The organism is Nocardioides szechwanensis, assembly GCF_900103935.1.
In the GTDB taxonomy this organism is placed as follows: Bacteria; Actinomycetota; Actinomycetes; order Propionibacteriales; family Nocardioidaceae; genus Nocardioides; species Nocardioides szechwanensis.
In genome coordinates, this window is the sequence record NZ_FNIC01000002.1 from 597,903 (window position 1) to 617,522 (window position 19,620).

Genomic DNA, 19,620 nt, shown 5'->3' on the forward strand with positions numbered 1-19,620 from the left:
TCGAGGTGGTACCGCGGCAGACGTCGTCCTCGTCCGGAGTTGACGACGTACCGCAGGAGCTCACCGATGACGTACCCGAAGGTCTCCACCTCGACCGCCGGCGCCGGCAGTGTGCCGTCGAGCCCGAAGTTCCCCGAGATCGAGGAGCGGGTGCTCGCCTACTGGGACGCCGACGGCACGTTCCAGGCCAGCATCGACCAGCGCGACGCGGGCGAGGACGGCGCCAACGAGTTCGTCTTCTACGACGGACCGCCGTTCGCCAACGGGCTGCCGCACTACGGCCACCTGCTCACCGGCTACGTCAAGGACCTGATCCCGCGCTACCAGACCATGCGCGGACGCAAGGTCGAGCGGCGCTTCGGCTGGGACACCCACGGCCTGCCCGCCGAGCTCGAGGCGATGCGCCTCAACGGCATCAAGACCACCGACGAGATCGTCGAGATGGGCATCGACAAGTTCAACGAGGCCTGCCGCGAGTCGGTGATGAAGTACACCGGCGAGTGGCGCGAGTACGTCACCCGCCAGGCCCGCTGGGTCGACTTCGACAACGACTACCGCACCATGAACCCCGACTACATGGAGTCGGTCATGTGGGCGTTCAAGCAGCTGCACGAGAAGGGCCTCGTATACGAGGGCTTCCGGGTGCTGCCCTACTGCTGGAACGACGAGACACCGCTGTCCAACCACGAGCTGCGGATGGACGACGACGTCTACCAGATGCGTCAGGACCCGGCGGTCACGGTCGGCGTCGACGTCACCACTCCTGGGGAGTTCCAGGGAGTCAAGGTGCTCGTCTGGACGACGACACCGTGGACGCTGCCGTCCAACCTCGCGGTCATGGTCGGCGAGGACATCGACTACGTCGTCGTCGACGTCGATGGGACGCGCTACCTGCTCGCCGAGGCCCGCGTGGCGTCGTACGCCCGAGAGCTCGCCCCGAAGGATGGGCAGAGCGAGCCGCAGGTCACCTGGCGCGGCAAGGGCTCCGAGCTGGTCGGGCTCACTTACACCCCACCGTTCAGCTACTACGCCGGCCACGCCAACGCGTTCCGGCTGGTGCCGGCCGAGTTCGTCACGACCACCGACGGCTCCGGGCTCGTGCACACCGCCGGCGCCTTCGGTGAGGACGACAAGGTCGTCACCGACCGCGAGGGCATCGAGGCGGTCATGCCGGTCGGCAAGGACGGGAAGTTCACCTTCCCCGTCGTCGACTACGAGGGCCTGCTGGTCTTCGACGCCAACCTCCAGATCATCGACCACCTCAAGGCCGCGACGTCGGGCTCGGGGGAGACCGGCTCCGTGTCGCCGGGCACCGTGCTGCTGCGCCGCGAGACCTACGACCACTCCTACCCGCACTGCTGGCGCTGCCGCGAGCCCCTGATCTACAAGGGCGTCTCGTCGTGGTTCGTCGAGGTGACCGCGGTCAAGCAGCGGATGCTCGAGCTCAACCAGCAGATCCGCTGGGTCCCTGAGCACATCAAGGACGGCCAGTTCGGCAAGTGGCTGGAGAACGCCCGCGACTGGTCGATCACCCGCAACCGCTTCTGGGGCTCGCCGGTCCCGGTCTGGAAGAGCGACGACCCGACGTACCCCCGCATCGACGTCTACGGCAGCTTCGAGGAGATCGAGCGGGACTTCGGCCGGCTGCCCGGCAAGGGCGACGGCGTACCCGACCTGCACCGGCCGTACGTCGACGACCTGGTGCGCCCCAACCCCGACGACCCGACCGGCCAGTCGATGATGCGCCGGGTCCCCGACGTCCTCGACGTGTGGTTCGACTCGGGGTCGATGAGCTTCGCACAGGTGCACTACCCGTTCGACAACGCCGAGTGGTTCGACCACCACTTCCCGGGCGACTTCATCGTCGAGTACATCGGCCAGACGCGGGGCTGGTTCTACACGATGCACGTGCTGGCGACCGCGATCTTCGACCGGCCGGCGTTCAGCTCGTGCATCAGCCACGGCATCGTGCTCGGCTCCGACGGCAACAAGATGTCCAAGTCGCTGCGCAACTACCCCGACGTCAGTGAGGTCTTCGACCGCGACGGCGCCGACGCGATGCGCTGGTTCCTGATGTCGAGCCCGATCCTGCGCGGCGGCAACCTGGTCGTCACCGAGCAGGGCATCCGCGACTCGGTGCGCCAGGTGATGATCCCGCTCTGGAACAGCTGGTACTTCTTCCAGATGTACGCCAACGCCGCAGGCGGCGGGCAGGGCCACGACGCGCAGTGGTCGACGGCGTCCATGGACCCGCTCGACCGCTACCTGCTGGCCAAGTGCCGGCAGTACGTCGAGACCATGACGCAGCAGATGGACGCCTACGCCGTCGCCGACGCGTGCGACTCGACGCGGACGTTCCTCGACGTGCTCACCAACTGGTACATCCGACGCTCGCGCGACCGCTTCTGGGGCGACAGCACCGAGGCCTTCGACACGCTCTACACCGTGCTCGAGGTCGTCTGCCGGGTCACCGCGCCGCTGCTGCCGCTGACGGCCGAGGAGGTGTGGCGCGGGCTCACCGGCGAGCGCTCGGTGCACCTCGCCGACTGGCCCGACGCCTCCGAGCTCCCCGCGGACGACGCGCTCGTCGCCGCCATGGACCAGGTGCGTGAGGTGTGCTCGGCCACGTCGGCGCTGCGCAAGGCCGGCAGCCTGCGCAACCGGCTGCCGCTGGCGACGCTGACCGTGGTCGTAGACGACCCGGCCGCGCTGGCCGGTTTCGAGGGCATCGTCGCCGACGAGGTCAACGTCAAGCAGGTGCGGCTGCTCGCGGCCGACTCGGCCGAGGCGGCGTCGTACGGCGTCGAGCGTCGGCTCACCGTCAACGCCCGTGCCGCCGGTCCGCGCCTCGGCAAGGACGTCCAGCTCGCGATCAAGGGCTCCAAGTCGGGGGACTGGTCGGTGGCCGACGACGGCACCGTCACGTCGGGCGGGCTGGCGCTGGCCGAGGGCGAGTACACCCTCGACACGGTGGCCGGGTCCGCTGACGCCGACACCGCCACCGGCGTGCTGCCCGGTGGCGGCTTCGTGGTGCTCGACACCGCGGTCACCCCCGAGCTGGCGGCCGAGGGCCTCGCCCGCGACCTGGTCCGCGCGGTCCAGCAGGCCCGCCGCGACGCCGGTCTCGACGTCTCCGACCGGATCGCCCTCACCGTGGCCGGCTCGGCCGAGGTGCAGGCGGCGGCCCGCACCCACGAGCAGATGGTCACCACCGAGACCCTCGCGACGTCGTACGACGTGGTCGACGGCCCCGACGGCGACCCGGTCGTCACCGTCACCAAGGCCTGAACGTTGACCCGCCCGAAACTTTCGGGCGGGTCAACGTGGTGTTCGGTGAGTTTCGGGCGGGTCAACCGACCTTGATCGAGGTCAGGCGGGGCTCGGCGAGGCGGAGGTTCTCGCCGCCCATCTCGGTGCAGCGCAGGTGCACGGGCAGCGACGCGTCCGGGACCGTGATGACCTGCTGGAGCGTGAAGCTGGCGACCTCACCCGGGGCGCCGTTGGCGGCCAGGGCGAAGCGCGCCTCGTTGAGGACCACGCCGCCCTGCACCAGCGCGCAGCGGTTGGAGATCGCGGGCACGCCGGCGGCGAAGTTGTCGATGGTGCCGCTGGCCGTCACCAGCTGCGAACCGGGCACGATGCCGACGGTCAGCAGGTTGGTGCAGTCGTCCAGCGTGGTGTCGGCACACGTCGGCACCTCGAGGAACAGGTTGGTGTCGGCGTCGGACTTCAGCGTGGTCCGGGCCGACGCGTGCAGGTCGCCGAAGCGGACGCTGCCGTTCTTGACGTCGAGCGTCGTGATGGTGCCGTTCTTGATCTGCTTGCCGGTGATCAGCTTGGCGGCAGTCGCGCCACCGGCCATGGCGACGAGCAGTACGACGGCGGCGAGGATGGCGGCGGGGAGGGCGCGGGTGCTGCGGAACATGGTCTTTCCTTCGGTTCGGTGGCCGCCTCGTTGCGGCCGGTGAAGGAAGACTCGTCGCCGGGGCACCCCCCGGGCATGAGGGAAGATCCCTCAACTGGGGGTCCTGGGGGCTACCCAGGGTGCGGGTCAGACCAGCCCGAGGCGTCCGGCGAGCCGGTCGAGCGAGCCGAGCACCTCGTCGGGAGCCTTGTCCGGGACACCCCAGATCAGCTCGGTGGCACCCTGCTCGGCCCACGCCATCAGGTCCTCGGGGTTGGGCCTGAAGGCGATCAGGATCCGGATCTCAGGGGCGCCGTCGCGACCGGCGTCGGCCCACGCCTGCTTCAGGGCGGTGATCTGCCCGGAGATGTCCTGCTGGGTCGGGGTGGTCATCCAGCCGTCGGCGTTGGCGGCGATCCAGGCGAACGTCTTCGGGCCGCCGCCGGCACCGATGATCAGCGGGATGTGCGCGGCCGGCTTGGGGAAGGCCCACGACGGCCCGAACGACACGAACTCGCCGTCGTACGACGCCTCCTCCTGCGTCCACAGGGCGCGCATCGCCTCGACGTACTCACGCAGCACGGTGCGCCGCTTGCCGGCGGGGACGTGGTGGTCGGCCAGCTCGTCGGTGTTCCAGCCGAAGCCGGCGCCTATCTCGACGCGGCCACCCGAGAGGTGGTCGAGCGTGGCGATCTGCTTGGCCAGCGTGATCGGGTCGGACTCGACCGGCAGCGCGACCGCGGTCGACAGCTTGATCCGCGACGTCGCCTGGGCGACGGTCGCCAGGGAGACCCAGGGGTCGAGGGTGCGCAGGTAGCGGTCGTCGGGCAGCGTCTCGTCGCCGGTGCCGGGGTGGGCCGCCTGGCGCTTGACCGGGATGTGGGTGTGCTCGGGCACGTAGAACGTGTCGAAGCCCCGCTCCTCCGCGGCCGCGCCGAGGGTGGCCGGCCGGATGCCGCGGTCGGAGGTGAAGAGGACGAGTCCGTTGCGCATGCCCGAACACTAGAACGTGTTTCAGTTTTCGGGAAGCGGGGCTAGTGCTTCGCGCGCGTTTCGGTCACTTAGTGGGGGTTGCAACGCCCGACAAGTGATGGGATCCCCGGCCGGCCGGGGAATCCGCCACGGCCGGGCTGGTTGACTGGCGCCATGCAGCTCGACCTGACCGCCGACGTCGTGACCCTCACCCAGCAGCTCGTCGACATCGAGTCGGTGAGCAAGGGCGAGCAGGCGATCGCCGACGTGGTGGAGGCGGCACTGACACCGCTCGCGCACCTCACCGTCACCCGCCACGGCAACACCGTCGTCGCCCGCACCGACCTCGGCCGCTCCGAGCGGGTGGTGATCGCCGGCCACCTCGACACCGTGCCGCTCAACGACAACCTGCCGAGCCGCCTCGACGAGGAGACCGGCCTCCTGCACGGCCTGGGCACCTGCGACATGAAGGGCGGCGACGCCGTCATCCTGCGCCTGGCCGCCACGCTGCCCGAGCCCAACCGCGACCTGACCTTTGTCCTCTACGAGTGCGAGGAGATCGACTCCGAGTTCAACGGCCTCAACCTGCTCAGCCAGAGCCACCCCGAGCTGCTCACCGCCGACTTCGCGATCCTGATGGAGCCCTCCAACGGTGTCGTCGAGGCCGGCTGCCAGGGCACGCTCCGCGTGGACGTCCGTACGACGGGCGAGCGGGCCCACTCCGCGCGCAGCTGGAAGGGGGTCAACGCCATCCACAAGGCGGCCGACGTCCTGGCCCGGCTCAACTCCTACGAGGCGCGCAAGCCCGTGATCGACGGGCTGGAGTACCACGAGGGGCTCAACGCGGTCTTCGTCCGCGGCGGCGTCGCCGGCAACGTCGTACCCGACGAGTGCGTGGTCGAGGTCAACTACCGCTTCGCCCCCGACCGCTCCGAGGCCGCGGCCGAGCAGTTCGTCCGCGACTTCTTCGACGGCTTCGAGGTCACGCTGACCGACACAGCGCCGGGCGCGCTGCCGGGGCTCGACCGCCCCGCCGCCAAGGCGTTCATCGAGGCGGTCGGCGGCCCCGACGCGGTGGTCAACCCGAAGTTCGGCTGGACCGACGTCGCCCGCTTCACCGTCCTCGGCGTGCCGGCGGTCAACTTCGGCCCCGGCGACCCGATGCTGGCTCACAAGCAGGAGGAGTTCGTGCCCGTCGACCAGATCCGCAGCTGCGAGCGCGCCCTCACCGACTGGCTGGGGGAGACCCGATGAAGTCCAAGGCCAAGGGCCCGATCCTGCAGCGCCGCGACCAGGTCGACGCCACCACCACCGACCAGCGGCTGCTCGACTCGCGCGGCCCGACCGACTGGGTCCACTCCGACCCATGGCGGGTGCTGCGGATCCAGGCGGAGTTCGTCGAGGGCTTCGGCGCCCTGGCCGAGCTCGGCCCGACGATCGCGGTCTTCGGCTCCGCGCGCACCCCCGCCGACCACCCGTCGTACGCCGTGGCGGAGCAGGTCGGCCGACGGCTGGTGGAGGAGGGCTTCGCCGTGATGACCGGCGGCGGCCCGGGCGTGATGGAGGCGGCCAACCGCGGGGCCAGCCAGGCCGGCGGCCTGAGCGTGGGCCTCGGCATCGAGCTGCCCTTCGAGTCGGGCCTCAACGAGTGGGTCGACGTCGGCATCAACTTCCGCTACTTCTTCGTCCGCAAGACGATGTTCGTCAAGTACTCCCAGGGCTTCATCGTCCTGCCCGGCGGACTCGGCACCCTCGACGAGATGTTCGAGGCGCTCACGCTCGCCCAGACCCAGAAGGTGACGGCGTTCCCGGTGGTCCTCATTGGCACCGCCTACTGGAGCGGGCTGCTCGCGTGGTTGCGCGACACCGCGCTGGCCGACGGCAAGATCGCCGAGAGCGACCTCGACCGGCTGATCCTCACCGACGACGTCGACGAGGCGGTCGCGGTCATGACGGCCTCCAGGAGCACCCGATGATGTGGTTCTTCGCGATCCTGATCGTGCTCGCCATGGGCGGGGTCGCGATGGTCGCGGCCGGCAAGGGAGCCCCCCTCGCGGAGGCGTACGACGACCGGCCCGACGCCCTGGTGCCCACCGACGGGCCGCTCACCGGACGCGACCTGCGCCGGGTGCGCTTCTCGCTGGGTTTCCGCGGCTACCGGATGTCGGAGGTCGACGCGCTGCTCGACCGGCTGGCCCGTGAACTCGACGCGCGACCCGACCCTCAGGGGCCCGGCCAGCCCTTCGGCCGCGAGGCTCGTGGCGGCGACCCCGCCGCGTAGGGCACACTGCCCCCCGTGTCGACCGAGGTCATCGTCTACGTCCTGACCGGGCTCGCAGCACTGGTCATCGTCCTGACCAGGCTGCGCCTGGGCAACGACGACGGCGGCGCCGGACGGGTCCACGTCCCGCTGGTCCTGCTCAACGTCCACACCGTCTCCGGGGTCCTCGCGCTCGTGACCTGGCTGGTCTTCCTGCTGGCCGGCGGCTCGTTCAGCGAGAACACCGAGGCGATCGTCGGCATCCTCGCCCTGGCCCTGTGGTGGGTCGTGGTCGTCGCCGGGCTGCTGATCCTGGTGCGCTGGCTGCCGAGCCGCGGCCGCCATGCCGCCGACGGCCGCGAGGACACCTGGTCCGAGGGGCCAGGCCTGTCGGTGCTCGCCCACGTCGGCATGCTGGTCGGGGTTTGCGTCTTCACGTGGGCCTACCTGACCATCTGACATGCGCAGTCTCGGAACCCTCCTCGCCAGCGTCCTCACCGCCGGCCTCATCGCCACCCTGCTCACCCCGCCCGTGTCGGGCGCGGCCCCGGCCCAGCAGACGGCAAAGGCCGCCGCCCCCGACCGGCCCGCGGTCATCGAGAAGCGGGTCATCGGCAAGTCGGTGCGCGGCCGCCCGATCGTGGCCTGGCACCTCGGTGAGCCGGCCGCCCCCGACGTCGCGACCGTCGTACTGATCTCCACCATGCACGGCGACGAGCCGGCCACCCGCCGGATCCTCGAGACGCTGCGCGACGGCGCACCGGTGCACGAGATCGACCTGTGGGTCGTGCCGACGTACAACCCCGACGGGCTGGCCCGCGGCACCCGCAAGAACGCGCGAGGCATCGACCTCAACCGCAACTACCCCTACGCCTGGGCCGACCTCGACGGCAGCTACGAGTCCGGCCCGAAGCCGGCGTCGGAGCCGGAGACCCGCGCGATGATGCGCTTCCTGGGCGAGGTGCGCCCGGACCGGATCCTGAGCTTCCACCAGCCGCTGCTCGGCGTCGACACCGACACCAAGCGCCCGGCCTTCGCTCGCCGCGTGGCCCGCAAGCTCGACCTGCCGCGCCGCTCACTCACCTGCGGCGGGGTCTGCCACGGCACCATGACCGGCTGGTTCAACCACAACTTCAAGGGCGCGGCGCTCACCGTCGAGTACGGCTACCACCCCTCGCGCCGGCGGATGACCCGCGTGGCGCCGGGCCAGGTGCTGTCGGTCTTCGACGCCTACCGCGGCCCGCGCAGCCTCGAACCGCTCTAGGCCGCTCTAGCGTCCCTCGAAGACCGGCTTCTCCTTGGCCACGAACGCCGCGACCGCGGCGGCGTGGTCGGCGGTGGCGCCGGTCTTCTGCATCATCGCGCTCTCGAGCTCGACCGCCTCTTCGAAGGAGTGGCCGGCGGCGTAGGCCACCGACTGGCGGATCGCGCCGAACGCCACGGTCGGGCCGGCGGCGAGGCGCGAGGCCAGGTCGGAGGCGACGGTGGTCAGCTCGTCGGCCGGCACCACCTGGGTGGCCAGTCCCAGCTCGAGCGCCTCGTCGGCCTTCACCGTGCGCGGGAAGTAGAGCAGCTCCATGGCCTTGGCCCGGCCGACAAGCATCGGCAGGTGGTAGCTGGCTCCCGTGTCGCAGGAGAGCGCCACGTTGGCGAAGGCCAGGTTGAAGCCGGCCGTGTCGGCCACGATCCGCAGGTCGCACGCGAACGCCAGGCTGGCCCCGGCGCCCGCCGCCACGCCGTTGACCGCGGCGATGACCGGCTTGGCCATGCCGGCCAGGGCGGTGACGATCGGGTTGTAGTGGTCGTCAACCGTGGCGAAGAGCTGGTCGCTGCCGCCGTTGTGGAGCAGCTGGATGTGCTCCTTGAGGTCCTGGCCAGTGCAGAACGCGCGGCCGGTGCCGGTGAGCACCACGCAGCGCACGGCGGGGTCGTCGGCGACGGTCCGCACGATCTCGAGAAGCAGCACCTTGGTCGCCACGTCGAGGCTGTTCATCGCGTCGGGGCGGTTGAGGGTGATGGTGGCGACGCCGTCGGTCGTCTCCAGCTGCACGGGCGCGGCTGACGTGGAAGAGGTCATGCGGGCCAGTCTGTCAGGACGTCAGACAGCGCTGCACGAAGCGGTCGGCCTCCTGTCGCAGCCGCTCGGCCTCGGCCGCGAACACCTCCGCCGCCCGCCGTCCCGGCCAGTCCGGGGGCAGCAACTCGTCGGGCAGCCCCGGGTCGGCGAACAGGAACTTGCGCCACTCGTGGACCAGGTGGAAGCGGGCCGCGAACGCCGCCTCGTCCGGGTCGGCGTGGGCTCCCAGGTGGTGACGCAGCAGGTCGGGCGCGCTGCGCTGCCACGCGTCGTACGCCGTGCGGAGGGCGTCCAGGTCCCAGGCCGAGGTGGGCAACGGGTCGACCTCGACGGCGCGCGCCGTGTGCGCGGTGGCGGCGTCGCGGGTGAGCACGGAGGCCAGTTCGCGCCGCTCGAAGGGGCTGACCCACACGTTGTCGCCGAGCTCGGCGTAGCCGAGGTAGCCCAGGTCGGCGCGCAGCCGGGTGCGTCCCGCGCGGTGTGTCGGCGGCGCGACCAGGGCGAGGTGCCAGGTGCCGTCCCAGGCGTGCTTGGTGCTCGGGTAGATGCGCCCCGCCGCCTCGTCGAGCCGCCGGGTCGCCTGCGCGGTCGCCCGGTAGCCGCGGGCGCCGTCGATGGTGACCTGCTCCAGCCAGCCCTGCGTCATCATTCGCGAGATGGCGGTGCGGACGGCCGGAGCGGCGATGCCGACCGGGGCCAGGAGGCGCACGAGCGCGGCTACTTTGGCCTGTCCGTCACGGCCGCGCAGGTGGTCGCCGTACAGGTCGAAGAGGGCCGACCGGGCATGCATGCGGTGAGTCTGCCAGGGCTGTGGTCCCGATCACTCCTGCCATGGGGGATAATGGTGCTCACGCCATCAACAGGAGTCAGCTCCAGGCGTGAGCGGCAGGTCCCCCCGGCTGCTATTCGAATCGGGAACAGGAAGAGGTGCCGCATGGCGGCAATGAAGCCGCGGACGGGCGACGGTCCGCTAGAGGTCACCAAGGAAGGACGCGGCATCGTCATGCGCGTCCCCCTCGAAGGTGGAGGCCGGCTCGTCGTCGAGCTCAACGCCGAAGAGGCCGGCGCACTGGGTGATGCCCTCAAGAACGTCGTCGGGTGACGCGCACGTCCACGCTTCTCTCCTTCCCCAGTCAGGTCTCACCCCCGGAGTTCGCGATCAGCGGGCTCCGGCCTCACGTGATCCTCGGGGTCGACGTGGTCGCCCTGCCGGTGCTTCCGGCCGAGGCCGAGGACGGCTCCGTCCTCCTCGGCCCGGGTGCCGCCGAGCTCGGTGACGCGCTCGACGTCGACCTGCTCGGCGCCCTCGAGGTCAGCCGGGCCACCGGCGCGGTCGGCGAGGTCGTCTCGGTCGCCGTACCCCTCGGCGCCCCCGACAACGCCGGCCTGCGGCTGGTGCTGCTGGTCGGCGTCGGGGCCCAGCGTCCCGTCGACTTCCGGCGTGCGGGTGCGGCCCTGGCCCGGGCGGTCCACGACCGCCAGGCCGTCGCGACCACCATCCCGGCCCTCGACCCCACCGCACTGTCTGCGTTCGTCGTGGGCGTGATGCTGGGGTCCTTCGGCTTCCACTGGCGCTCGACCGCCCCCGAGTCGGTGCCCGTGCCGCGCGTGGTCCTCGCCGACCTGGCCGGCACCGCCGAGCAGGCCCTCGAGCTGCGCCGCGCGATCGCGGTCGGTGGCGCCGGCTGGCGCTCCCGGATGCTCGCCTCGGTGCCTTCCAACCTCAAGAACCCCGCCTGGCTGGCCGACCAGGCCCGCGAACTGGCCGGCGAGGCCGGCCTCGACCTGCGGATCTGGGACGAAGGCGAGCTCGAGGCCGGTGGCTTCGGTGGCATCGTGGCCGTCGGCAAGGCCTCGGCGACGCCGCCGCGGCTGATCCGCCTCGACTACACGCCCTCCAAGTCCGCCCGCGCCGCGGCCGGCACGTCGGCCCGCAAGACGCCGACGGTGGTGCTGGTCGGCAAGGGCATCACCTTCGACACCGGCGGTCTCTCGATCAAGTCCGGCGAGACCATGGTCAACATGAAGCGCGACATGACCGGCGGCGCCGTCGTGCTCGCGACCATGGCCGCCCTCGCCGAGGTGGGCTGCCCGGTCCGCGTGGTCGGACTGGTCCCCGCCGCGGAGAACGCCATCTCCGGCAACTCCATGCGTCCCGGCGACGTCGTACGCCACTACGGCGGCCGCACCAGCGAGGTCACCAACACCGACGCGGAGGGCCGTCTGGTCCTCGCCGACGCGCTGGCCTATGCCATCGCCGAGATCGAGCCCGACGTGGTCGTCGACGTCGCGACCCTGACCGGTGCGATGAAGGTCGCGCTCGGCCAGCAGGTGGGTGGCTTCTTCGCCAACGACGACGCCCTCGCCGCCACCCTGTTCGACTCGGCCGAGGAGGCCGGGGAGCCGCTGTGGCGCTTCCCGCTCTACGCCGGCTATGAGGACCGCCTCGCCTCCAAGGTGGCCGACGCCGACAACGCCGCGGGTGGGGCCGGCGCGATCACCGCAGCCCTGTTCCTCCAGCACTTCGTGGGCAGCACCCCGTGGGCCCACCTCGACATCGCCTCGACCGGTGACGCACCCGAGGACAACTACGAGTGGTCCAAGGGCCCGACCGGCTTCGGCGCCCGCGCCCTGCTGGCCTGGCTGGCCCGCCCCAACCCTCTGGAAGGTGTCCGATGAACGGCCTCACCGTCCGCTGGTCCCTCGCCGACGCCGCTGCGGGCGTGGCCGACGAGCTGCGCACCTACGTCGCGGAGACGTCGCACGCCAAGTTCACCGGGATGTCCGGACTCCGCTTCAAGACCTGGCGGATGGTCGAGGGTGAGTGGTTCGAGGGCTGCTACGTCTTCGTGAGCGACGAGGCGCGCCGCGCCTTCCAGGAGACCTTCACCGCCGGAGCCGCGGAGGCGCCCGGCTCCAAGATCATCGGCAGCTCCCCGGTCCTCATCGAGGAGTGCCACATCGTGGCCGTCGCCGAGGGCTGGGACGGCTTCCAGGCCACTCCCCGCGGTTGATCCGCCCGAAACTGACACAAAATCACGTTGACCCGCCCGAAAGTTTCGGGCGGGTCAACGTGATTTGTGCAGTTCGTGACGCGTCAGTCGGCTTCGGCGATCCATTCCTTCTTGGCGACCAGCAGACCGTCGCCGACGGGGAGCAGGGCGGAGACCAGGCCTTCGTGCTCGGCGATGGCCTTGCCGAGGTCACGGATGGTGACGGTCTCCTCGTCGCGCTGGGCGGGGTCGGCGACGCGGTCGTGCCACAGCGCGTTGTCGAAGGCCACGATGCCGCCCGGGCGCAGCAGCCGCAGCGCCTCGGTGAGGTAGGCGGCGTACTCGGCCTTGTCGCCGTCGGCGAAGACCAGGTCGTAGTGGCCGTCGGTCAGCCGGGGGAGTACGTCGAGCGCGGCACCCGCGATGGTGCGGACCCGCTGGCTGGGGAGCCCGGCCTCGGCGAAGGTCTCGCGGGCCAGCCGCTGGTGCTCGGCCTCGATGTCGACGCTGGTGAGGATGCCGTCGGAGCGCATGCCGCGCATCAACCACACCCCGGAGACGCCGGTGCCGGTGCCGATCTCGACGACGGCGCGGGCATCGATCGCCGAGGCCAGGAACCGCAGCGCGGCTCCGCCGCCTGGGCTGATGGGCGTCACGCCGACCTCGTCCGCCCGCGACCGCGCGGCTGCGAGCACGTCGTCCTCGGGGACGAACGCCTCGGCGTAGGACCAACTCGCGGGCTTGATCGGGGTTGTGATGACGGCCTCCTGGGTAGGGCTCATGGAGCCCCACCACCGTATCGCCACCGGCGCCCGTGCGACCGGGACACACGCGGGCCGATCCGATCGGCCGGGAACACCGGACCCGCGCGAACCGTTGGCACGGTCGAAGGCTCTTCACAGGGAACGTTCAGACAGGACCTCTACCGTGCAGTTCAGAACACGAGTGCCAACGCGAGGAGCGACGATGTCAACGCCGGGTAGTGCGGCGGGCCAGGGTCCGGACCAGCCCACCGAGGGCGTCCCCACCTGGGACGAGATCGTCGAGCAGCACTCCGACCGCGTCTACCGCCTCGCCTACCGGCTCACCGGCAACCGTCAGGACGCGGAGGACCTCACGCAGGAGGTGTTCGTGCGCGTGTTCCGCTCCCTGTCGACCTACACCCCCGGCACCTTCGAGGGCTGGCTGCACCGGATCACGACCAACCTCTTCCTCGACCAGGCCCGCCGCAAGCAGCGGATCCGCTTCGACGCCCTGTCCGACGAGCGCGCCGACCGGCTGACGAGCGCCTCGCCCGCCCCGGAGGCGGCCTACGCCGACCAGACGTTCGACGACGACGTCGAGCGCGCGCTCGCCACGCTGCCGCCCGACTTCCGTGCCGCCGTGGTCCTCTGCGACGTGGAGGGCCTCACCTATGAGGAGATCGCCGAGATCCTCGACGCCAAGCTCGGCACCGTCCGCTCCCGCATCCACCGCGGCCGGGCCATGCTGCGCACCGCCCTCGCGCACCGCGCCCCGAGCGCCGGCCGCGCCCGCTACTCCGGCCCGGCCGGCGACCCCGCCGCCGCGTGGAGCGCCTCATGATCGGCGGGCACCTCGGCGCCCGCGTGAGCGCGCTGCTCGACGGGCAGCTCTCGCACGACGAGACCGAGCGGGCCTGGGCCCACGTGCACACCTGCCACACCTGTCGCGACCACGTCGAGCGCGAGGGCTGGGTCAAGACCCGCCTCGCCGGCCTCTCCTTCGGCGGCGTCGGCACCGCGCCCGAGCACCTCAAGGGCTCGCTGCTCGGCGTCACTCCCGGCGAGCTCTACCTGTCGATCGCCCAGGACGACCCCCACCGCACGCGCCGCGCGCTCAGCATGGCCGCGATCGGCGGCGGCGCCGTCGGCGCCGCCGTGATGGGCGTGCTCGCACTCGGCGCGGCCCCGGCCGACGCCCCCACCATCGAGCGCCGCGCCCCGGTCACCCAGATCAACACGCCCTCGCCGAGCCCGCTGGGCGGGCCGGTACGACGTACTCCGTGACGGTCGTTTCACCCTCCGGGGGATGATGTGACGGTGAATGAGCCGGACCAGCCCTCGAACTCGGACGAGACCTCTCCGTCCTGGCTCCCCCCGTCCCCGCCGCCCGGTGCCCCCGAGCACGCCTCTTGGGGCGGTTTCCCCTCTTCGTCCACGCAGCCCCTGCCCGTGCTGCCGCCCGCCCGGCCCCCGAGCCACTCCGGGCGCGCCCGCGTCAGCGGCTGGGTGTGGCCGGTGTTCGCGTCGGTGGCCCTGGTCGTCGGCCTGCTCGGCGGCGTCGCCGGCAGCATCGCCTACGACGAGCTGCGTGACGACGCCTCCGACACCCCGGGCACGGTCTCGGGTGGTCTGGCCGACGTCGAGACGGTCTCCCTGCCCCCGCTGTCCGCCGACGAGGAGGGCTCGGTCGCCGCGGTCGCAGAGAAGCTGCTGCCCAGCACCGTGCAGATCTCGGCCCAGTACGACGGCGAGGACGGCGGTGCCACCGGCTCCGGGTTCGTCCTCGACCGGCAGGGCCACATCGTCACCAACAACCACGTCGTGGAGTCCGCAGCCGAGGACGACGGTCCGATCGAGATCGTCGACCAGGACGGCAACCGCTACGACGCCACCGTCGTCGGGCGCAGCCCGGTCTACGACCTCGCCATCCTCTACGCCGAGGACGCCACCGGCCTCGAGCCCGCCGCGCTCGGCCGCTCGCAGGGGCTCCGCGTGGGTGAGGGTGTCGTGGCGATCGGCTCCCCGCTCGGCCTGAGCTCCACGGTCACCGCCGGCATCGTCAGCTCGCTCAACCGGCCGGTGACGACGGGGGAGTCGGCCGACGACTCGTCGTACATCAACGCGGTGCAGACCGATGCCGCGATCAACCCCGGCAACTCCGGCGGTCCGCTGGTCAACCTCCGCGGTCAGGTGGTGGGCGTCAACTCCGCCATCGCCACCACCGGCGGGGGCACGTTCAGCGGTGAGGCCGGCAACATCGGGGTCGGCTTCGCGATCCCGGTCGAGCAGGTCATCATCACCGCCGACCAGATCCTCAAGACCGGCAAGTCCAGCTATCCCGTCATCGGCGCCAAGGTGCAGACCGGGGTGCGCGACGGCACCGGCGCCGAGATCGACGAGGTGCTCGACGACAGCCCGGCCGAGGACGCGGGGCTCGAGAAGGGCGACGTCGTGATCGCGGTCGAGGGGGAGCGGATCACCGACGGCATCGCGCTCATCGTGTCGATCCGGACCCACCAGCCGGGCGAGACGATCGAGTTCACCTACCGGCGCGGCGACGCCGAGCGGACCACCGAGATCACCCTCGACGCCGAGACCGGCTGATCGCTACTCCGGCGCCTCGGCGTCGACGAACGGGTGTTGGGCCACGAAGTCCTCGGCCTGCTTGTACATCCGGGCGATGTAGTCCTCGAGCATGCTCGCCTCGACGCGCCACTGGCCGCGCCCGCCGATCTTGATCGCCGGCAGGTCGCCGCGGCGTACGAGCGCGTAGACCTGGGCGCTGGAGGTGTTGAGCACCTCGGCCACGTCGGCGAGCGTTAGGAAGCGGGGCGTTGCGGCCATGGGCCCCATCGTCGCACCTCCCGCCACATCCGTGACACCCTCCCGGGTCCCCTGTGGAGGACCGGGTGACCGGAGGCGCCGCAGAATGCATGATGTCCTCGTGGCCAGGAATCTCGGGAGGCCGGACACGGTGGTGCCCCCACCGGCGGTCCGTGCGTCCACGCCCGGTTGGCGCGACCCGCGGCTGTGGGTCGGCGTCGCGATCGTCGCCGTGTCCGTGGTCGGCGGGGCCCGTCTGCTCGCGTCCGCCGACGACACCATCGCCGTGTGGGGCGTCGCCTCCGACATGGGCGCCGGCGACCTGGTCAGCGAGGACGACCTGGTGGTCCAGCGGGTCCGGTTCGCCGACGAGTCCGGCAGCGACCGCTACTTCACCGTCGACGAGGGGCTTCCCGGTGACCTCGAGCTGCTCCGCGGGGTGGGCGCGGGCGAGCTGCTCCCGCGCGCCGCCGTGGGCTCGGCCGCCGACACCGACACGCTCGAGGTCCCGATCTCGGTCGAGTCCGGGCGGGTGCCGGTCGGCGTCGACGCCGGCTCGGTCGTCGACGTCTACATCGTCGCCCGACCGACCGACCCAGAGCAGGGCGTCCCCGGCGGGCTGGGCGAGCCCGCGCTCCAGGCGGTCACCGTGGTGGCCGCGCCGAGCATCGACGACACCTTTGGTACGTCGGGCCAGCGACAGCTCGACCTCGCCGTGCCCGAGGCTGCCGCGCAGGCGTTCTTCGAGCTGCTCAACTCCTACGACAACCCCGTGCTCACGGTGCTCCGGCGGGGCTGATGATCGTCGTCCTGGTGGTGGCCTCGGGGGCGACGTGGGAGTCCCCGGCGCTGACCCTCCTCGGCAGCCACCGCGACATCGTCGTGCTCAAGCGCTGCGTCGACGTCGACGACCTGCTCGCCTCGGCGACCGCCGGCCAGGCCGACGTCGCGGTCCTCGGCCTCGACGCGCCCGGTCTCGACGCCGCGGCCGTCGACCACCTGCGGCGCTACGCCGTCCGCCCGGTCGCCGTGGTCGGGGCCGACGCCCTGGACTCCGGGCGGCTGCGTGCCTCCCGCATCGGCATCGCCTCGCTGGTCGCCGACGACGACCTGGACGGGCTCCTGGCCGCGGTCCTGGCGTCCGAGGCGACGCCGGTGGCACCAGAGGCGCTGCTCGCGGACCCGCTGGTGACTGGATCGCCGCCCGTGGCCGGCCGGGTGGTGGTGGTCTGGGGGCCCGGGGGTGCCCCCGGCCGCAGCACGGTCGCCGCGGGCGTCGCCGCCGAGCTGGCCCGGCGTCGCTGCCGGACGATCCTGGTCGACGCGGACCCCTACGGCGGCACGCTCGCCCAGCAGCTCGGGATCCTCGACGAGGTCTCGGGCCTCCTGGCCGCCGCCCGGCTGGCCTCCGGCGGGCTGCTGGCCGAGCGCTTCGCCACCGTCCAACGGGCTGTCGACGCGCACCTGTCGGTGGTCACCGGCCTGCCCCGCGCCGACCGCTGGGTCGAGCTGCGACCGGGCTCTGTGGAGCACCTCCTGGAGGTGGCGCGTGAGCACGGCCAGGTCGTCGTCGACACCGGCTTCAGCCTCGAGGACGACCCGGGGCGTGACTATGGCGCCCGCCCGGCCCGCAACCAGCTGACCCTCGGTGCGTTGGAGGCGGCCGACGAGGTCCTCGTGGTGGGTGCGGCCGACCCGGTCGGTCTGTCCCGGCTCGCGCGGGGGCTGGTCGAGCTGCGCGAGGTGACCGCCGGGGCGCCGGTGCGGGTGGTGGTCAACCGGATGCGACCCACCCTGGGCTGGACCGAGAAGGACATCGCGGGCATGGTCGGCGGCTTCACGAGGCTCTCGGGGCTGCACTTCCTGCCCGACGACCGGGCCGCCGTCGACCGCGCGCTGGTCACCGGCCGCACGCTCGTCGAGTCCGGTGACTCCCCGCTCACCCGGGCGCTCTCGTCGCTGGTGGACGCGCTGGCGCCCGGCCCGCCGCCGAGTGTGGCGCCGACTGCGGTCAGGCCGCGAACAGCAGGTACAACCCGCCCGCGGTGAAGGCCACCATCGCGAACAACAGCGGCAGCTGTCCCGTGAGCTGGTGGCGCGCGGGGAGGAGCCGGACTGCCCGGTCGTGCGCGGCGATGACGCCGAGCACGTGGCCGACGACGACCGCGATCACTTTCGTGTTGGCCAGCAGCGTGGGGTGGTAGGACAGCCAGTAGTTGATCGTCCAGTCACCGGTGCCGAGGATGTTGGAGCCGTCGCCGAAGGGGTCGCTGGCCAGGATCAGGGTCCGCTGCCCGAACTCCACGAGGTAGGTCAGGTAGTGGGCCACGACGTAGCCCACGACGATCGGGACGATCGAGTGCGCGTACCGGTCGGGCAGCGAGCGACGGCTGGTCTCCGGGCCGACCCCCGTGAGCATGCAGCCCAGCGCGAAGACCAGTCCCACCCCGATGCAGAACGACAACAGGGCCAGGTTGTTGAGCAGGTAGGACGACACGGTCGTCGACTGGATGAACGAGACCCACTCCGAGGAGTCGCGGAACGAGTCGAAGGCGGTGCTGCCGAACAGCACGGCCAGGACCGCCACCAGCCCGGGCCGCACCACGACGGAGTCGAGGTTGGCCAGGGGGCTGCGGACCAGCAGGCGCCCCTCGCGGGTGCCCCACACCGACAGCTTGCCGACGAGGGTGGAGTAGACCTCGAACGGGTCGGCGTGCTCGTAGAAGGTGTTGCCGAAGAGCGCGCCGCCGATCAGCATCGCGGCGACGTAGACCGCGCACCACAGCCGGACCGGCCCGAGCTCGGTCATGAACGGGTAGACCAGCTCGAGCCACACGAACGCGAACAGCCCGATCGCGGCCGGCCAGTGGCCCAAGCGCTGCGGGTAGGTGAAGACGCCGACCTCGGGGTCGCTGCCCGACAGCTTGGCGAAGGCCAGGTTGATCGTGCGGACCGGGCTGATCATCTTCCAGACCGGGCCGAACAGCAGCGAGAGCGGGACCAGCCCCACCCACCACCAGACGAAGACGATGCCGAAGAACGGGTTGGTGCGCAGGTCCTCGCCGAGCACGGCGACCATGACGGTGTAGGCGAACACCACGAAGCCCAACGCGCGCAGCGCGAAGCGCCACCCCGTCGAGGCGACCAGCCCGTCCAGCCACGCGGGGGCAGGTCGACCGGTCGTGGCCTCGTCGTAGCGCGGTGTGCGCCACGCGATCGCGAGCACGGTGAAGGAGATGACCAGCGCCGCGACGGCGCCTGCGATCGCGAGGGACGGCGAGATCGGCAGGTCCGCGGAGCCGCCGATGCCGTGCGCGAACGCGCGGTCGCCCACGGGGACGTCTGGCACGGCGTGCTCAGCTCACTTGGAGCTGGACGATGATCTGCTCGAGGTTGTGCGACTCCACGTCGACGACCCCGGGCTTGTCGATGACGATCTTGAGCGTGGTCGTGCCCACGGCGTATTCGAACTGCTGTTCTGGCTCGGAGTGCACGTGGATCTCGCCCGGCTCGTCGGCCTCGACGACCAGGTCGATCGGCTGATTGACGTCGACCTCGACGCGCTCGCCGTTGGGGGTGACTTCGCCCTCGCTGAACGTGACCTCGATGGTCTCGGTGTCCTTGCCGTCGCCGCTGCCGGAGGGTTCGTCGTCCCCACACGCGGAGACGAGACCGAGCGTCGAGACGAGGACGGTCAAGGTCGCCAGCTGTCGTCGCATGGTGTCGGGATCCAATCTCTGGGGTTCGGCGAGAACTCGTCGAGTGTCGGTGGGCGGGCGGTGCCGCGACTTCGGCACAACTCTGTCAGAATCCCATGCGGGGCAAAGCGTGGACTGTGGGGGTCCACG

Annotated in this window: 22 protein-coding genes; 14 read left to right on the forward strand and 8 right to left on the reverse strand. The window is 71.5% G+C overall.

Going from position 1 to position 19,620, the window contains the following annotated elements; genetic code table 11:
- Nucleotides 1–66 precede the first annotated feature (66 nt).
- Nucleotides 67–3,288, forward strand: a complete 3,222-nt coding sequence (ileS, locus tag BLR90_RS08095; protein ID WP_091024297.1) for an isoleucine--tRNA ligase — start codon at nt 67–69, stop codon at nt 3,286–3,288.
- Nucleotides 3,289–3,349: 61 nt separating this feature from the next.
- Here the strand turns inward: ileS and BLR90_RS08100 are convergent, their stop codons facing one another.
- Together BLR90_RS08100 and BLR90_RS08105 are read right to left on the reverse strand one after the other, a co-directional pair.
- Nucleotides 3,350–3,925 carry a hypothetical protein gene (locus BLR90_RS08100; RefSeq protein ID WP_091024299.1) on the reverse strand — a complete coding sequence of 192 codons (576 nt, stop codon included), beginning with the start codon at nt 3,923–3,925 and terminating at the stop codon, nt 3,350–3,352.
- A 126-nt stretch (nt 3,926–4,051) separates the two neighbouring features.
- Complete coding sequence (locus BLR90_RS08105) at nt 4,052–4,897, reverse strand: LLM class F420-dependent oxidoreductase (RefSeq protein ID WP_091024301.1); 846 nt, start codon at nt 4,895–4,897, stop codon at nt 4,052–4,054.
- A gap of 153 nt (nt 4,898–5,050) precedes the next feature.
- Here BLR90_RS08105 and dapE point away from each other — a divergent pair, with 153 nt between their 5' ends.
- From dapE to BLR90_RS08130, 5 genes are read left to right on the forward strand one after another with little or no spacing between them, the layout of a single operon-like run.
- The gene (gene dapE / locus BLR90_RS08110) at nt 5,051–6,130 is read left to right on the forward strand and encodes a succinyl-diaminopimelate desuccinylase (protein WP_091024303.1); all 1,080 of its coding nucleotides are present in this window, start codon (nt 5,051–5,053) and stop codon (nt 6,128–6,130) included.
- A complete protein-coding gene (locus BLR90_RS08115) occupies nt 6,127–6,852 on the forward strand; it encodes an LOG family protein (protein ID WP_091024305.1) in 726 nt (241 codons plus the stop codon). Before dapE ends, BLR90_RS08115 begins: the two co-directional genes overlap by 4 nt.
- On the forward strand, nt 6,849–7,157 hold the full coding sequence (locus BLR90_RS08120) for a DivIVA domain-containing protein (protein ID WP_245715209.1): 309 nt from the start codon (nt 6,849–6,851) through the stop codon (nt 7,155–7,157). Before BLR90_RS08115 ends, BLR90_RS08120 begins: the two co-directional genes overlap by 4 nt.
- Before the next feature lie 15 nt (nt 7,158–7,172).
- On the forward strand, nt 7,173–7,595 hold the full coding sequence (locus BLR90_RS08125; protein WP_091024307.1) for a hypothetical protein: 423 nt from the start codon (nt 7,173–7,175) through the stop codon (nt 7,593–7,595).
- Nucleotide 7,596: 1 nt separating this feature from the next.
- Nucleotides 7,597–8,400 (forward strand): M14 family zinc carboxypeptidase, encoded by an 804-nt coding sequence (locus tag BLR90_RS08130; protein WP_091024308.1) that lies wholly within the window; start codon nt 7,597–7,599, stop codon nt 8,398–8,400.
- A gap of 6 nt (nt 8,401–8,406) precedes the next feature.
- Here the strand turns inward: BLR90_RS08130 and BLR90_RS08135 are convergent, their stop codons facing one another.
- Together BLR90_RS08135 and BLR90_RS08140 are read right to left on the reverse strand one after the other, a co-directional pair.
- Nucleotides 8,407–9,213: an enoyl-CoA hydratase/isomerase family protein gene (locus BLR90_RS08135; protein ID WP_091024309.1), complete on the reverse strand. Its 807-nt coding sequence runs from the start codon at nt 9,211–9,213 to the stop codon at nt 8,407–8,409.
- Nucleotides 9,214–9,226: 13 nt separating this feature from the next.
- Nucleotides 9,227–10,003: a PaaX family transcriptional regulator gene (locus BLR90_RS08140; RefSeq protein WP_091024311.1), complete on the reverse strand. Its 777-nt coding sequence runs from the start codon at nt 10,001–10,003 to the stop codon at nt 9,227–9,229.
- A gap of 144 nt (nt 10,004–10,147) precedes the next feature.
- Here BLR90_RS08140 and BLR90_RS08145 point away from each other — a divergent pair, with 144 nt between their 5' ends.
- Genes BLR90_RS08145 through BLR90_RS08155 form a run of 3 tightly spaced genes read left to right on the forward strand, consistent with a single transcriptional unit; the run spans nt 10,148 to nt 12,227 of the window.
- A complete protein-coding gene (locus BLR90_RS08145) occupies nt 10,148–10,315 on the forward strand; it encodes a DUF3117 domain-containing protein (RefSeq protein ID WP_091024313.1) in 168 nt (55 codons plus the stop codon).
- Nucleotides 10,312–11,892, forward strand: a complete 1,581-nt coding sequence (locus BLR90_RS08150) for a leucyl aminopeptidase family protein (RefSeq protein ID WP_091024316.1) — start codon at nt 10,312–10,314, stop codon at nt 11,890–11,892. Before BLR90_RS08145 ends, BLR90_RS08150 begins: the two co-directional genes overlap by 4 nt.
- On the forward strand, nt 11,889–12,227 hold the full coding sequence (locus tag BLR90_RS08155; RefSeq protein WP_091024318.1) for a hypothetical protein: 339 nt from the start codon (nt 11,889–11,891) through the stop codon (nt 12,225–12,227). The genes BLR90_RS08150 and BLR90_RS08155 overlap by 4 nt, the downstream gene beginning before the upstream one ends.
- Before the next feature lie 83 nt (nt 12,228–12,310).
- Here BLR90_RS08155 and BLR90_RS08160 read toward each other — a convergent pair whose 3' ends face one another.
- Nucleotides 12,311–12,988 (reverse strand): O-methyltransferase, encoded by a 678-nt coding sequence (locus tag BLR90_RS08160; RefSeq protein ID WP_091024320.1) that lies wholly within the window; start codon nt 12,986–12,988, stop codon nt 12,311–12,313.
- Between the two features lie 184 nt (nt 12,989–13,172).
- On the opposite strand from BLR90_RS08160, the gene sigE reads away from it, so the two are divergent.
- The 3 genes from sigE (at nt 13,173) to BLR90_RS08175 (ending at nt 15,553) form a co-directional block, all read left to right on the forward strand.
- Nucleotides 13,173–13,790 (forward strand): RNA polymerase sigma factor SigE, encoded by a 618-nt coding sequence (gene sigE, locus BLR90_RS08165; protein ID WP_091024322.1) that lies wholly within the window; start codon nt 13,173–13,175, stop codon nt 13,788–13,790.
- Nucleotides 13,787–14,233: an anti-sigma factor gene (locus BLR90_RS08170; RefSeq protein WP_091024324.1), complete on the forward strand. Its 447-nt coding sequence runs from the start codon at nt 13,787–13,789 to the stop codon at nt 14,231–14,233. The genes sigE and BLR90_RS08170 overlap by 4 nt, the downstream gene beginning before the upstream one ends.
- A gap of 165 nt (nt 14,234–14,398) precedes the next feature.
- Nucleotides 14,399–15,553 carry a S1C family serine protease gene (locus BLR90_RS08175; protein ID WP_170254336.1) on the forward strand — a complete coding sequence of 385 codons (1,155 nt, stop codon included), beginning with the start codon at nt 14,399–14,401 and terminating at the stop codon, nt 15,551–15,553.
- Between the two features lie 3 nt (nt 15,554–15,556).
- On the opposite strand, the gene BLR90_RS08180 is transcribed toward BLR90_RS08175, so the two are convergent.
- A complete protein-coding gene (locus BLR90_RS08180; RefSeq protein WP_091024328.1) occupies nt 15,557–15,793 on the reverse strand; it encodes a helix-turn-helix domain-containing protein in 237 nt (78 codons plus the stop codon).
- A 100-nt stretch (nt 15,794–15,893) separates the two neighbouring features.
- Here BLR90_RS08180 and BLR90_RS08185 point away from each other — a divergent pair, with 100 nt between their 5' ends.
- A complete protein-coding gene (locus BLR90_RS08185) occupies nt 15,894–16,571 on the forward strand; it encodes a hypothetical protein (RefSeq protein ID WP_143016153.1) in 678 nt (225 codons plus the stop codon).
- Entirely contained in the window at nt 16,571–17,821 is a 1,251-nt protein-coding gene (locus tag BLR90_RS08190) for a CpaE/TadZ family protein (RefSeq protein WP_091024332.1), read from the forward strand. Before BLR90_RS08185 ends, BLR90_RS08190 begins: the two co-directional genes overlap by 1 nt.
- Here BLR90_RS08190 and BLR90_RS08195 read toward each other — a convergent pair.
- On the reverse strand, nt 17,784–19,121 hold the full coding sequence (locus tag BLR90_RS08195; protein ID WP_245715210.1) for a hypothetical protein: 1,338 nt from the start codon (nt 19,119–19,121) through the stop codon (nt 17,784–17,786). The genes BLR90_RS08190 and BLR90_RS08195 overlap by 38 nt on opposite strands.
- A 7-nt stretch (nt 19,122–19,128) precedes the next feature.
- On the reverse strand, nt 19,129–19,491 hold the full coding sequence (locus BLR90_RS08200) for a hypothetical protein (RefSeq protein ID WP_091024334.1): 363 nt from the start codon (nt 19,489–19,491) through the stop codon (nt 19,129–19,131).
- Nucleotides 19,492–19,620 lie beyond the last annotated feature (129 nt).